Raw genomic sequence first — 15,087 nt, forward strand, 5'->3', positions numbered from 1 at the left:
AAAATTAAACCTTAATTCGATTGATAAACAGAGATTGGCTTATCGTTTACTCCAAAAATTAGGGTGACCTTGTTATTCAGAGTGATAGGAACAATACTCCGCACATCCCCAAAAATAGATATACCACTTTTATCTGGAGGTAATACTGTAAAGTTCCCAAGACCGTCACCAAAAGCTACCTCTCCATAACTGGCATCATGGGCTCCGAAGTAAGTATGCATATGTGTTTGATTACCACCACCGACAATATCAACAAACTTGTCTCCATTAATATCTAGTAAAGCAAAATCATACATCGGTGCTTTTTGAAATGCATTTGGCAAAGGCAAAACATCAAAAGCTAATCCTCCTTGGTTTATAAGGACCAATGATCTAAGCTCCGTTAGTTCATACTGTTTACTGTTTTGCAATGCCTCTTCTCCAAAAATTTCTTGCACGGTCTTACCAGCAAACTCTTGGTAGCTGGTGTACTTCTTTTTGATAATGGGCATCTGTGCCGCTAACTCATCCTTATTGTTAATAGGGTACTCCACTCCTTTCTTTTGGTAAGTTATGATTTGATCGAGAAAATCATTTCCATCAAAATCCGCAACATACATTCGTACGGGACTATCAGGTGTAGCTGTAAGTTTCGTATTAAGTCCAAGATTGCCCAAAACCAAATCAAGGTCACCATCTCCATCCAGATCTGCTGATTCCACTTGATTCCACCAACCTTTCAACTCCTCAAGAATTGGGATATTCAAAGCTTTCAGCTTACCGTTTTCTACTGTGAAAACTTGAGGACTTCCCCAGTCCTGCGACACTACCAACTCAGATACCCCATTTCCATTCAAATCAAGAACCTTGGCGTCTGTTACCATGCCATGACTACAGGCCTGCGAACTAAAATATCCACTACCGTCATTGATCAACAGGTAACTTTCAGGTGGCTTGCCATACTGTCCGGCAATCACGCGCCCTCCCACGTATACATCCTGATCTCCATCCTGATCATAATCAAATGCCACCGCAGCAGATCCATGCTGGTACAGCTTTGGCAAACGCTCATCGGCCTGTTCAAATACGCCTGACACATTGAGATAAAAATGATCCAGCAATTTTGGGTTAGCTCCAATCTCACGGTTGCCAGCAGTGACTTCATACAAATCCAGGTCCCCATCATTATCAGCATCAAAAAAAATAGCATCTACAGCTTCACTGCTAATCGATGCTGTCAAGTCAGAATGATAGATCAGCTTGCCATCTCTTTGTAAATAAATAGAGGAAGCTTGTCCTGCAGCTCCGCCGATATAGGCATCCATTAAGTTGTCTCCGTTGATGTCGGCTACAGTTATGGCCGGCCCCTCGCGTGACACCATGTGTGGAATAAGTGCCTGATAATTGAAATCCACAAATTGATTTTCAGCGTGAACAAAAGAACTATCAAAATCTATTTTCTGAAACATTGGAGACTTTACCGGACTCGACAAAGGAAGATTGTCTGCTTGATCATAATATACCGTAAGTTCCTTCCTATCAATATCACGAATCACCTGAGTCTTACCTCCAGGCCACCATACCCGCAAAGAATCTATTCCTAGAGAGTCAAAACCAACAATCAGTCTAGTTGTCCCTCTGGATAAAAACCCCCTGTCAGGTACGTTTTCTAAGTACTGTATTTCGTTCTGTTGATAAACCTGCAATCGTGCGCCGATTCCCTCAGGATTTCCCTTGGGACCTTCGAATTTGATGGTTAGACTTTCCCTATTGGTGTTGTTTTTAAGAATTGACGCCTGAGCGTTGATATTATTAACAATCAAATCAAGGTCGCCATCCAAATCAAGGTCTGCATAAGCGGCTCCACTAGAATAGCCAGCGCGCTCACTTGACCAAATTACGGGCTCAAAACCAGCTGAACCATTATTTCTAAAAAATCGGTTTAACACTGGTCCTTCGGGCATTTGCGAAATTAAGTCCTGGTCTCCGGACTCTGTATTGGTGAGCTGGTTGTCCGATAGATATTTTATGTAATCTAAATCGTTTGGGCGCTTGACGATTCCATTTGTGATATAAAGATCCTTTTGGCCATCCAGATTAAAATCTGCAAACAGCACTGACCAGCTCCAGTCTGTAGCTGCAAGCTGATGCATGAATGCAACATCCGAAAACGTGCCGTTCCCATTATTAATTTGCAAGGTGTTTCGCGCAAACTGAGGCATAAACCCAAAGTCCAATTTTAATTTGTAAATCTCGTAAGGATCCTCCCCAGCAGATTTTTTAAGAACCAACTCTTCATCTGGCAACATATCTAATGTCATGATATCTGGATGCCCATCATTGTTCACATCAGCAATATCATTCCCCATCGAAAAACGACTAGAATGCCTGAGCCACTGCTCACCATGCTCCACGAATGTTCCGTTACCCTGATTAAGGTACAAGTAGTCATTTTCATGAAAGTCATTGGATACCAGGATGTCCATATATCCATCTTTATTGACATCAGAAATCCCCAAACCAAGACCATATCCTATTGGCGAACTGAAAATACCAGCCGATTTGGTGACATCAGTAAAACGGCCTCCATCATTACGCAGCAGTTTATCCCCTGCTTTTTGATCCTCGTCTAACCTCAATGAAGATTTCCCATAGCTCCGAATCGTGTGAACTGCATGATTTAATAGGTATACATCAAGGTCATTGTCATTGTCATAATCAAAAAACGCGGCTTGAGTGGAAAATCCAGAAAAGTCTAAATCAAAATCCGAAGCTTTTTCACTGAATGTACTATCTCCATTATTAATATAGAGCTCATTGTTCCCCTTGATGTCCTTGTATGCCCCCACGCGACATACGTAAATATCTAGCAAACCGTCGGCATTTACATCTGCCATGGTCACCCCTGTTTTCCATGCACCGGGAGACGCCACTCCTGCTGGCTCGGTAATATCCTCAAATTTGAAATTTCCTTGATTGAGGTAAAGTTTGTTATCACCAGTATTTGATGAAAAGTACAAATCCTCTAAGCCATCATTATTTATGTCTCCAACAGCTACTCCTCCACCATTATAAAAATAGAGGTAGTCAATGATGTTCAAATTTTCATCGTGAGGCAGGTCGTTGCGAAAGCTCACGCCAGTAAACTCCCCAGGCAAAAGAGAAAACAGCACATCCTGTTCCTCTTGAGTACACCCCAGAATGCAAAACAGTGCAATGATTCCAATCTGCCGATACCCCATTATTTTTGACTGTAATTGAAAAGTACAAGCTCATCACTATTGCGAGCTACCATAACTTCAGTTCCCACTACTCGAATGTCCCTAATCTCCCCTCTCACTTTAAAGCCATGCCCATCAGGATATGTAGTAAACGTGGCGGGTCCTTGATTTTCCAGATATGCTCCATAGCTGGCATCATACCTACCCACTTCTGGTTTGGTTCCATATAAGTTTCCTCCGAGCAGCACGTCCATATCACCGTCTGCATCAAAATCATGTGCCAAAATAGCAAAAACCGGTGCTACTTGCGCCTGATCAGGCAATGATCTAGGCGAGAAGCTAAAGTTTCCGTCATTGAGAAGCAGCATAGACTCCAGCGTATTCACTTCCAATACGCTCGCTGCACTTAAACTTTCAGAAGAGAATATCTGATCAATAGAGGCGTCTTTGAACGACTCGTAGTTCGGAAATTTCTTTTTGAGTCCCTTCATCTGATCGATGAGGTTATGTCGCAACGCAAAAGGAAACTCACGCCCTGAAGGTGCTGTTTGTACCAATACCGGATCAAGTGAACCGTTTTGGTCAAAATCCTGAATGTAGAGTTTGATCGGTTGCTCTTCACTAGCCCGAAAGCGGCTGTTTAGTCCATGATTTCCGGCCAGTATATCCAGGTCACCGTCACCGTCCATATCCACAAGATGAAGTGCGCTCCACCAACCTTTTAGAACGTCTGTTTGAGCCTTAGAACTTTTCAAAGTTCCATTTTCGTTGGTAAAAACCAAGATTCCCATATACTCTCCAGTCACCACCAAATCCGGATCTCCATCTCCATCCAAATCCCCAAAAGCACTAGACCGAATCATGCCCAAATCCGGAAATTCTGTAGTCTTAAAAGTGCCTGCCCCGTCATTAAGCAATAGGTATCCACTCCCAGGAAGGCCGTAGTTCAATGGCTTTAAACGCTCTCCAACAAACAAGTCAATGTCTCCATCCATATCCACATCTGCTGCTGATACTGTAGATGAACTAACATAGGCACCCGAAACCGGCAAAAGCTGTTTTGATAGGACGAATTTACCACTGCCCTGATTGATGTAGAGCCTATCCGCTAGTGCACTGCTAGATGAAGAAAACTCCGTACCCCCACTGCATACATACAGGTCTTGATCCCCATCCTCATCTGCATCGAAGAAAATACTCTCCGCATCTTCTGAAATGGCTTCCTCCTCAAATGTCATTCCAAGCTTGAAGCCACCGTCGGCAGTTCCCATTAGCAATCTACCCGCTATGCCTTTGGCTCCTGCCAGATACAAATCTTCATAACCATCTCCGTCCACATCGGCTGTAGCCATTTTAGGACCTTCGGTACTGTTCATATGATAGAGTAATCTGTCTCTATGAAAATCTACAAATTCATTCTCTTCATGGCGGTAGTCAATTTCAGCGTCAACTCTTTGGAATAATTTTCGTTTGTCGCCTTTAGTATCCACACTCCCAGCTGTGGCATCTGCCTCTTTCAACGTGTGACTTTGATTTGCGACAAGTCTATCAAAGGTGCTAACCTGACCACTTGGCCATGTCACGGTGACCTGCACAGGCTCAGCAGTCGCCAATCCCAGGTGCGGCCTGGGGTCTACACTGGACTGAAAGCCACGAATGGGTTGCTGCTCTACATAGTAAGTAACCCCTCCCTGTCGCACAGTGATTTTTGCACCCACGGCATTGGTATTTTTGGCTTTACCTTTGAGGTCAAACTGAATATAGTTGCCTTCCTCAGACTGATTTTGGTAGATAAAAGACTCCATATTCACATTATTCACCACCAGATCCAAATCTCCGTCATTATCCAGGTCTCCGTATGCAGATCCATTGGAGAAACTTGGGGTAGCAAGCCCAAGCTCCTCCGTCTTTTCATCAAATTTCAGTGAGCCATTGTTAAGATAGGCCTGATTTGGAATGGGGTTGGAAGGTATAAGTTCTACGAGTTTCTGGTAGTTGACCTCATTGTTTGAGACAATAGACTTGACCACCTCCTCATTAGAAATATACTGGAGATAATCCTGGTCAGTAAGGTCCTGATATATCCCATTTGCTACAAACAGGTCTTTGAATCCGTCATTGTTCATATCAAAAAATAAGGCTCCCCAACTCCAGTCGCTGGCTTCTACTCCAGCCATACGCCCCAGTTCACTGAAGGAACCATCTCCATTATTCACCTGAAAAGTATTTCGTGTAAATTGATGGTAGTAGCCATTTTCAAGGCTATAGTTGTAGCGGTTCCAATCCTCAAAGGTGGTGACGGATTTTAGTCTTTTGTAATCAGAGGGGAGCATTTCGGTGACAAACAGATCATTGTACCCGTCATTGTTGACATCAGCCAGGTCCGCTCCCATGGATGCCCCAGAGATGGAATTCATTTGCTCGGTCAGAACTTCTTCGAAACCGCCATTCTGCGTGTTCAAATAAAGGTAGTCTCTTTCAAAGAAGTCGTTGGAAACATAGATATCGTCCCAGCCGTCACGATTCACATCGCCCACCGTGACTCCAAGACCAAAACCAATAATACTGCCGTATATACCTGCCTCCTCGCTTACATCCACAAACATTCCTTCGTCGTTTCGAAGGAGCTTATCCCCTCCAAGGGAGTCCCGTTTGGGACGTTCGTTTCTGCGAAGGTCAAAAGAGCCAATGGCTTGATATGAGTTATTAAGAATGTAAGCGTCCAAATCTCCATCCTTGTCATAATCAAAAAAGGAGGCATGCGTGGAATAGCCTTTATCGGCTAAACCATAGGCTTCAGCAGATTCCGTGAAAGTGAGGTCTCCCTTATTGATAAACAGTTCATTTTGTTTGTTATCACCTTTTACATCACCTGAGTTGCACACATAGATATCCAAAAAGCCATCTCCATTCACATCGGCCATAGTCACTCCGGTAGACCAGGCTTTTTGACCTCCAACACCAGCTTGCTCTGTGACATCCTCAAACTTCCAATCGCCTTTATTTAAGAAAAGCTTGTTGCTTTTGAGGTTGGCCGTGAGGTAGATGTCTGCTAACCCATCATTATTTACATCTCCTATAGAGACCCCACCCCCATTGTAAAAATTACGGTAGGTATAGACATTGAATTCCTTGTCAAAGGAAAGTTCATTGATGAACGATACGCCAATCTCCTCTGCGGGCATAAGTCTAAATGTCGGCTTCTCCTTTTGGTCAATCTCACAAGAAAAAAGCATCATCAGAATGAGTATTTTGAGGCAGTTTTTTTGCATCTCTACTTCAGTTTGTTTTTGTCCAATATGTCGTCATGCAGCAGGTCAGAAATTTTACCAGCCACCACTCGTTCATTTTTCTTGTAAATTACCACTCGCCTATTCCCATCTACCTTAGCCCAAAGCGGTTTATCGCCTTCGTTTTTGGGCTCTACCAGTACAAACGGATTTCCTCCATACCAATTCATCAAGGTATCTTTTACGGCTACCAACAGCGAATCCGACCCAAATCGCGCACTCCAGGGTGACCAGCCCTCATAATCAAAAGCCACTCTCATTTCTTTAATTTTATCATTCCCATCAAAGTGAGGGTAGAATAAGAATCGGATAGGAAACTGAGTACTGTCTGCGGCTGATATCCTGTACTGAACATTCTTATTCTCCGGTCCTTGCATCACTAATCCCTGTTTGTTTAGCTTCCAGCCTTTATCGAAAAAAGTCTTCCTTGTCTCGCCAAAGCGAAATCCCAAAAACAATGAATCATACCTGATTCCAGAATTTAACTCTGCTCTCACTGTTTGCTCGTAGGCTGAGGTGTGGCAACTTGCCAGCACCAGCATCCACATCAGGCAGCTACTCCAACTCAATAATCTCAAGTGCTTCATTATTCTTTGCTACAATTAAGTGGGTCTTGTCTTGAATAGTAATCGGGGACATAGCTCTCACTTGTCCAAAAATATTTGTCTGGTGGATAGTTTGTGTTTGAGACTCATAGAATGTCACAGGAAGTGCATCATACCGTCCAAACTGAGGCTTTACCAGATGCTGATTCCCGCCAAAAACAAGCTGGCCATCTGCAAGGGTAGTAATCGCATATATAGGCGCTAGTTGTAAGCTGGATGGCAGTGGCTCTACAGCGAATCGATCACCCTCATTAACGAATATCATAGATGCTAAATCCGCCGCTTCTAACACTTTGGCCGCCGCGATTGCCTCCGCCCCAAATAGGTCTTCTACAGTTAATTTCGCATAATCTCGGTAATACAATATGCGTTTTTTTAGTCCAGGAAGTTGTTGCGCCATCTCATCACGGTCTGCTACAGGATAGTAGCGGCCATCCTGAGGTATAGCCCAAATGTAATCGTCAGAGCCATTGGCATCAAAATCATGAATGTAAAGACGCGTGTGATCAGGAAAGAAGGTATTACGGCCGTGATTTCCAACCACTATGTCTTGATCACCATCGGCATCTAAATCTGCTATCTCCAAGCTGCTCCACCAGCCTGTATGTGAGGCCAGGCCGAGGCGCTCTGTGGCATTTACCAGGTGGCCTTGTTGGTTTTCAAACACCATTACCGGCCCCCAATCCGCACATAGAATCAGTTCCGGGTAACCATTTCCGCTCAAATCAGCCCATCGCGCATCGGTCAGCATGGCAAGCTCTTGAAGTGCAGAAGCCCGCTGGGAGGTGACATTCGTAAAGACGCCTGTCCCATCATTTTCCAATAAAAAACCACTTACCTTATCCCCATATCGAAACGGGTGAAAACGCTCCCCTACAAAAAGATCCAAGTCACCATCTCCGTCATAATCAGCTACAGCTACAGCGCCGGTACTGAAAAGCTCGGAAAATGCTAGCCCAGACGAAACAGTAAAATTACCACGGCCATCATTGAGATAGAGCCGGTCATTGAGCGCAAACGAGCTCGAAGAAAATGCCTTGCCGCCAGAGGCCACATACAAGTCCAAATCACCATCTCCATCACAATCAAAGAACTCAGCGACCACATCTTCGGAAGTACGGTGGGACTCTAAAAACGAGCTATCAAGCTCAAACCCCTTGACACGCTGTACAAACAACCTGCCCACGAACCCTTTGGCACCGCCTATAAAGAAATCCTCCAGACCATCACCATTCACATCGCCTACAGCAAGTGCAGGACCTTCATTGTGATACATATGCGGTAAAAGCCTGTTCCTATCAAAATCAACAAAGTCATTTTCGCGATGCCCATAGTTCAGCTTCTTTCGTTTTACAGATTTAGAAGAGGCTGATTTTCTTAATACTTGTGATGATCTCGGTTTAAATAAGGTAAGGGTCTTATTGGTTGGTGCTTGCTTTTCTACAGTTCTCATCCCTCCTGGCCAATCCACCACCACAGAATCCACAGTCTGATGGTTACCTACGCCGATGTGTATCGTCGGGTCTACAGAACTCTCAAAACCTCTGGAAGGATAATTTTCAACCTTCCAACGCTGACCCGAGACATGCACCCATACCGTGGCTCCTATGCCAAACCTGTTTTGAGAATGCTCATCTTGAAGGAGTAATCGCAAACTTCGATGGTTAGAAGTATCGGTCTGATTTCGGTAAACGAATGCCGGCATGTTGACGTTATTCACTACGAGATCAAGGTCACCATCATTATCCAAATCTCCATAAGCGGCACCATTGCTAAAACTCAAGTTACCCAGGCCAAGGGAATCTGTTGCATTGCTAAACTGAAAGTCCCCATGGTTTAAAAATGCACTATTAGCCACCGGAGCAGAAGGCATGGCGTCTATCAACTCTGTGATCACATCCCCACCAGACTTTAACTTTTCCCTGATCTTGGTTTCATTCGCTACATAAGCCAAGTAATCACGATCAAGCAGGTCTTTTCCTATACCATTGGCAATGAAAACGTCCCGGAGCCCATCATTGTCAAAATCGAAAATAAGTGCCCCCCAGCTCCACTCTGTAGCGGCCATACCAGTTTGGCGACTCCTCTCCGAAAACCCTTCATTCCCCAGGTTTTGATGCACTGCATTTCTCGGAAATTGATGAAAATAGCCCTTATTTACTCCAAGCATGTACTTATCCCAACTCTCGTACATGGTCTTGACCTTTTTACGCTCCAGACTAGCGGGAAGCATCTCAGTCACTATTAAATCAATATGAGAATCATTATCAAGATCAGCAGCATCAGCCCCCATAGAGCCCATGGATACACTTTGGAAATACTGCTCCAGGTTCTCAGAAAATGACTTGCCCGCCTGATTGATGTAAAGGTAGTCCCGCTCAAAAAAATCATTCGATATAAAAATATCAGGGTACCCATCATCGGTAAAATCACTCACGGTGATTCCCAAACCAAACCCAATGCTGCTCGTGTAGATACCCATTTGTTGCGTGACATCTGTAAAGCGTCCATCATCATTTCGAAATAGTTTATTCCCAGAATTAGAGGGGTCAGGAACCTCTCGTTGACCTTCCACCAGATCATAACCGACCCCCACAGGCCTAATCGAGTTGGTAAGTAGATAGCAATCAAGGTCTCCGTCCAAATCATAATCAAAAAAGGCCGCTTGGGTGGAAAGTCCGGTCACATCTAACACATATTCCTTGGCACTTTCACGAAAGGTCAAATCACCTTGGTTGATAAAAAGTTCATTATGTCGATTTCCTCCTTCCGGCTTGCCTGATTTACACACATATAGATCCAGCCAGCCATCGCCATTGATGTCTACAAATGTGGCTCCTGAAGACCACACACCGGAACAGGCCACACCAGCTTCTCTAGTGATGTCCTGAAATTGCCAGTTTCCACGATTTAGAAATAGTTTATTGTCCACCATGTTGCCGGTGAAGTAGATATCCAGTAAACCATCATTGTTTACATCACCCAAAGCTACACCACCACCATTGTAAAAATTTCGATAGGTGTATGGGTTGAATTCTTCGGTATAAGAAAGTGTGTTTTCAAAGTGAATACCTGAGGCTAAGGAAACCTCTTGAAAGAGTGTGTCCATCTCGTTCTGCTGGCACGCAACAATCCCAAAAAGTATGAATCCTAAAAAAAGCTTATTCACAGCTGTCATATAAAAATGGGGTTGTCATACGAAGATAACAACCCCATTTGTCAATAATCAATTAAATGATCAATCGTATCCAGGGTTTTGTGTGAGTTTGAAGGTCTCAGCTTGAGATGCTTGAATCTGATCATTTGGAATCGGGAATAAATTCAGATTAGGATCTGAATGAGCTGCCTTTTCCCACCAGGCATTACCCCAAGCACCGAATCTAATAAGATCTGTGCGTCGGCTTGATTCCTGAAACATCTCTCTACCGCGTTCTGCCAGGAATTCCTCTTCGGTCATTGTAGTATATTCCGATACTGAAGCCCTTTCCCGAAGCATATTTACTAACATTAAGGCTGTAGGGTCCGACCAGTTGCTATTTAATCTAGCAGAGGCCTCAGCTTTGGTCAATAATACTTCCGCGTATCTGAAAAGTGGGAAGTCGTTATCCATATCTGGAAGCTGCTTTTCTTTGAAAGAAAATTTACCCAATCGCGCTCCTGCTTGACGACTGCCATTAGGAGCTAACATGTTTATCTCAGGAGTGTAATTAACTGGAGCTCCATCAGGATCTGCCTTATCAAAAGCTACATCTAAAATTGGGTTACCAAAGATATCATATTGGGGTCCAACGATAAAGTTGTTCTCTTTTCTAACATCACCATCTTCATAGGAATTATAAAATTCCTCAAGTGTAGAGTAACCATTCCAAGGTTGCTGCTGCAGTTGGTATGTCAATTGACTCGGGTAGTGTAGAGTCATCTGAGCGAGATTCATTCCCGTACCTACTGACTCGTCGAAAGGTGCTACCCAAATATGTTCAATGTTATCTTCATTTGTTGGAGAAAATACATCCGCATAACTTGAAGACAAATCATATACACCCGAGTTAATCACAGCATCAGCAGCATCAATAGCATCCTGATATCGAGCTGTCCCGGTATAAACCTCAGCATTAAGATAAATTCTTGCTAACAATGCCTGAGCACCCCAAGCATTTGCCCTTGCATAAGTCCTCCCAGTTGACAAATCAGGTAGTACGGCAAGTAATTCTGACTCAATGAATGCGAACACTTCTGCTCTTGAAGATTGCTCTACGTCTTTTCCGGGTTCAGTTACTATTTTTACATTACCGAATAAATCCATCAATCTCCAATAAAAATATGCCCTCAACGTACGCAATTGAGCAACTTGCTCAGCATTAAATTTAGTCTCTTGCAAGAGTAAATTACATTGCGCGATTCCAGCATATGATTGGTTCCAGGCACCTAACAACCCAGGGTTAGTAGACTGCCACTGGTGACGATGCATGTTAAGCCAAATACCTCCATCAAACCAGTCACCACCTTTTTGGGTAATCACGGCCTCATCTGTAGATACCTCAGTGACAGAAAAATAGCCTCCATGGTTTGCGGTTCCATTCAGTACTTCAGCATAAGCCGCTGACAATCCATCATCAGTTCCACCTCCACTTTGACCTAAGCCGGGGTTGGCAGGATCAAAGTCTTCAGAAAAATCTCCTCTTAGCTCCTCATCCAGGTCTGTACAAGCCGAAGCAGCCAGCACCAAAGAAGCCATAATTGATATTTTTATATAATTTCTCATTTTGTGTCCCATTTACTAATTAAAATCCAACATTTAGACCCAATGTGAATGTACGGGCAGTGAAATAATTGTATCGACGATCAATACCAGGTGACAACACATCAGGTTGCCCCTCAAGTCGTCCTCCATTATCTACAGTCCCGCGATCCTGCAATACTGGATCAGGATCAATCCCAGAATAATCAGTAATCGTGAAAGCATTTTGTACGCTAAAATATGCTCGTACGGATTTAAAAGATGAACTAGAGCTCATGTCAAAATTATAACCCAGAGTGATATTATCAAGTCTGAAAAAATCAGCTTTTTCTACATACAATGAGCTAAACTGAGCATTCGTAATTTCTGGTATTTGTTTGTCCGACTTAATTCTATTGTAAGAATTAATTGCTCCCGGATCGATAGGCTCGTAAAAAGCACGGAAAGTATTTACAAGGCTATGCCCAAATGCGCCTCTAAAGAATGCATTCAAATCCCAGTTTCCGTAGGTAATCTGATTGGTCCAACCGATTTCCAAATCAGGAATACCTTTTCCTATCTGTTCGAAATCACCGTCATCTTCTAAAGCATTTCCTTGTGCTGTATTCAAATTACCATCACCGTTCACATCTTTCAAAACTTGTGACCCATCCTCTACATCACCTGTGAACACTGGACCCCAAATTTGACCTATTTCTTCTCCAACAGCCACTCTAACCATAGAAGTTGAGTTTTGTCCGGGAGCTCCCAGGTTCGCTCGCATTTGCTCATCAATAATAAACTCTTCAAGTACAGTTTTATAAGATGATGCAACTATTCCAGGAGTCCAAGAAAATTTACTACCGTTGGCTACTTGATAATTAAGTGCAACTTCGATTCCTTTAGTATTCAGCTTACCAGCATTTTCAAATCTTCTGTCAGTTTCGTAAATCGCTGCGTCCACTGTTCTTTCTAGAATGAAATCCGAAATGTCTCTGTTGTAAACATCGATTGTACCACTCAATTTACCTCCAGCGGCAGCAAAATCGATACCTACGTTAATTTCTGCTTTTTCTTCCCATTTCAAATCTGGGTTGGCAGCTCGGGTAAGCCTAGCTCTACCACCCTCCTGAAAATCATACTCAACAAGGTCTTGAGCAAGTCCAGATTCGTTTGGCAATGAACCAGTCACACCATATCCCGCACGGAATTTGAAAACGTTGAATGTGCCTAGGTCCAAATATCTCGTCAAGTCGACACCTGCACCGACTGCAGGAAAAATTCCCCATTGATTGTCTTTTCCTAACTTGGTAGAACCCTCGCGACGAATCGATGCGTTTAAGAAAATACCATTGTCAATGGTCATATTCAACCTTCCGAAAAACGCGATTATTCTAGATTCAGGAGTAGCGCTGCTAGCCACATCTATAAGTTGTTTGCCTGTCACACGATCACCGGAAGTTTCCAGAGCATAATAGCCCAAAGCATCTGAAGGGAAATCTCCTAATTCAATGTAAAAATCCTCCCTTTCTTCTTCCTGAAATGAGTACCCAGCAGAGACACTTAAATCCACATTGCTGAACCCCGTTGCATAGGTCGCATAAGTTTCGAACAGAGTGAACCTTGAGTCTTCAACACTTCTTCTCGCCAAGCCGCCTCTATTGAAACCTCTGAATAACGATGTTCTTGGATAATACTCTCCTCTGATATCATCACCATATTGCTGTCCATAATTAGCATTCACGGTAAGTTGGTCTGTTAAACTATACTCCAGATTAGCATTGAAGTTCATTTCTTTGCGCTTACCATCATTGATGTTCTGCTCTAGAATCGCCACTGGGTTGAAATTGTCAAACAAGATCGCCTGGAAGAAATTTCCCTGATCATTTCTGATAGGAGCTGTGGGGTTAAACAGTACCGCATATCTTAAAGCTTCATTGAAAGAATAGTTACTCTCTCTGTTTGTGAGTGACATATTCACACCGATTTTCAATCGGTCATTAAGTGCGTAGTGGTTTAAACTAGCACGTGTGTTGATTTGATCGAATCCTGACTTTTCTAAAATACCGTTTATATTACGGTAGTTCGCTGATACTCTGAAGGTTGTCTTGTCACTACCTCCAGAAACCGATAGATTGTGTACGTTAGACCAACCTGTGCGTGTTACTTCATCTTGCCAATCGGTGCGAGAACCTAGGTCATTACCTCCTGCCTCGATGTATTCGCTTGGTGTCATGATAGGCTGCTCATTAGCCACTGTAGCTGCAGAAACGAAAGTATTATAACTTGCACTAACACCTCCACCCCTTTTTCCAGATTTGGTAGTTACAAGGATTACCCCTGAAGAGCCCCGGCTACCATAAATCGCAGCAGCAGAACCATCTTTGAGAACGTTTATGGTCTCAATATCATTAGGGTCTACGTTATTAAGTGATGCTCCGATTACTCCATCGATTACAACAAGTGGTTCTGTATTTGCCCCAACAGTGGAAATACCTCTAAGACGTATAGTTGATGTCTCATTAGGATCTCCTCCTTTGTTATAAACACTAAGTCCTGGCACCTTTCCCTGAAGTAGTTGGGAAGGATCGTTAATGTTCCCTTTATTGAAAGACTCTTCATCCAAACTTACTACGGACGAAGTGATTTCTTTCTTTTGCTGGGAACCGTAACCCACAACCACCACCTCAGACAACTCGGAAATGTCCAAAGCCAGCGATGCATCTACAACCGCTCTACTGCCTACCGCTACTTCAAGCGGAGCGTAACCAACAAACGTGAAAACCAGTGTGGTATTTTCGCCTACGCTGAGCTGATAATTTCCATCAAAGTCGGTGATAGTTCCCGTAGTAGTGCCCTTCACTACTACGTTTGCGCCCGGTACGGGCTCGCCCGTATCGGCATCTGTTACGGTACCGGAGACCGTACGCTCCTGAGCCCACAATGAGGCCGAGAGGATTAAGGATAATCCTAAGAGTAAATACTTCTTCATACTATTACAATTTGTTCCTAAACGTTTACAGGAAAACCAAAGAATCTCAAACAAGTTTGAGCATTTCCCAAATTCTCCTTTCTTCAAATTAATAGAATAAGAAACAATTATTGCAATAAAAAGAGATTGATTTTATTAATCCACTAATTACAAACGTTTGCAATGAAGGTATTTTTTTCGGATAAACAATTCAATCTTGAATAAATCACATAGGAAAGCAAAAATGAAAAGTAACGCAAGCACCCTGCATCGGTCCATTGCCAGGTTGTGAAACCTTCCAAAA

At 43.3% G+C, this 15,087-nt stretch carries 6 protein-coding genes; all 6 read right to left on the reverse strand.

Features of this window, described 5'->3' with window-relative positions; genetic code table 11:
* Positions 1-11: 11 nt before the first annotated feature.
* Positions 12-3,221: a VCBS repeat-containing protein gene (locus C7460_RS04305; protein WP_115866849.1), complete on the reverse strand. Its 3,210-nt coding sequence runs from the start codon at positions 3,219-3,221 to the stop codon at positions 12-14.
* Positions 3,221-6,472, reverse strand: a complete 3,252-nt coding sequence (locus tag C7460_RS04310) for a VCBS repeat-containing protein (protein ID WP_115866850.1) — start codon at positions 6,470-6,472, stop codon at positions 3,221-3,223. Before C7460_RS04310 ends, C7460_RS04305 begins: the two co-directional genes overlap by 1 nt.
* A gap of 2 nt (positions 6,473-6,474) precedes the next feature.
* Positions 6,475-7,077 (reverse strand): hypothetical protein, encoded by a 603-nt coding sequence (locus C7460_RS04315; protein ID WP_147302848.1) that lies wholly within the window; start codon positions 7,075-7,077, stop codon positions 6,475-6,477.
* Complete coding sequence (locus tag C7460_RS04320; protein WP_221409452.1) at positions 7,046-10,204, reverse strand: VCBS repeat-containing protein; 3,159 nt, start codon at positions 10,202-10,204, stop codon at positions 7,046-7,048. Before C7460_RS04320 ends, C7460_RS04315 begins: the two co-directional genes overlap by 32 nt.
* Before the next feature lie 129 nt (positions 10,205-10,333).
* Complete coding sequence (locus tag C7460_RS04325; RefSeq protein WP_115867071.1) at positions 10,334-11,857, reverse strand: RagB/SusD family nutrient uptake outer membrane protein; 1,524 nt, start codon at positions 11,855-11,857, stop codon at positions 10,334-10,336.
* A 19-nt stretch (positions 11,858-11,876) separates the two neighbouring features.
* On the reverse strand, positions 11,877-14,804 hold the full coding sequence (locus C7460_RS04330) for a SusC/RagA family TonB-linked outer membrane protein (RefSeq protein ID WP_115866853.1): 2,928 nt from the start codon (positions 14,802-14,804) through the stop codon (positions 11,877-11,879).
* Positions 14,805-15,087 lie beyond the last annotated feature (283 nt).

Source organism: Marinoscillum furvescens DSM 4134 (genome assembly GCF_003386095.1).
GTDB lineage: Bacteria > Bacteroidota > Bacteroidia > Cytophagales > Cyclobacteriaceae > Marinoscillum > Marinoscillum furvescens.

Excerpts from the sequence above, each read along its gene's own strand:
- C7460_RS04305 (WP_115866849.1), bottom strand. The coding sequence starts at position 3,221 with ATGGGGTATCGGCAGATTGGAATCATTGCACTGTTTTGCATTCTGGGG.
- C7460_RS04310 (WP_115866850.1), bottom strand. The coding sequence starts at position 6,472 with ATGCAAAAAAACTGCCTCAAAATACTCATTCTGATGATGCTTTTTTCT.
- C7460_RS04315 (WP_147302848.1), bottom strand. The coding sequence starts at position 7,077 with ATGAAGCACTTGAGATTATTGAGTTGGAGTAGCTGCCTGATGTGGATG.
- C7460_RS04320 (WP_221409452.1), bottom strand. The coding sequence starts at position 10,204 with ATGGACACACTCTTTCAAGAGGTTTCCTTAGCCTCAGGTATTCACTTT.
- C7460_RS04325 (WP_115867071.1), bottom strand. The coding sequence starts at position 11,857 with ATGAGAAATTATATAAAAATATCAATTATGGCTTCTTTGGTGCTGGCT.
- C7460_RS04330 (WP_115866853.1), bottom strand. The coding sequence starts at position 14,804 with ATGAAGAAGTATTTACTCTTAGGATTATCCTTAATCCTCTCGGCCTCA.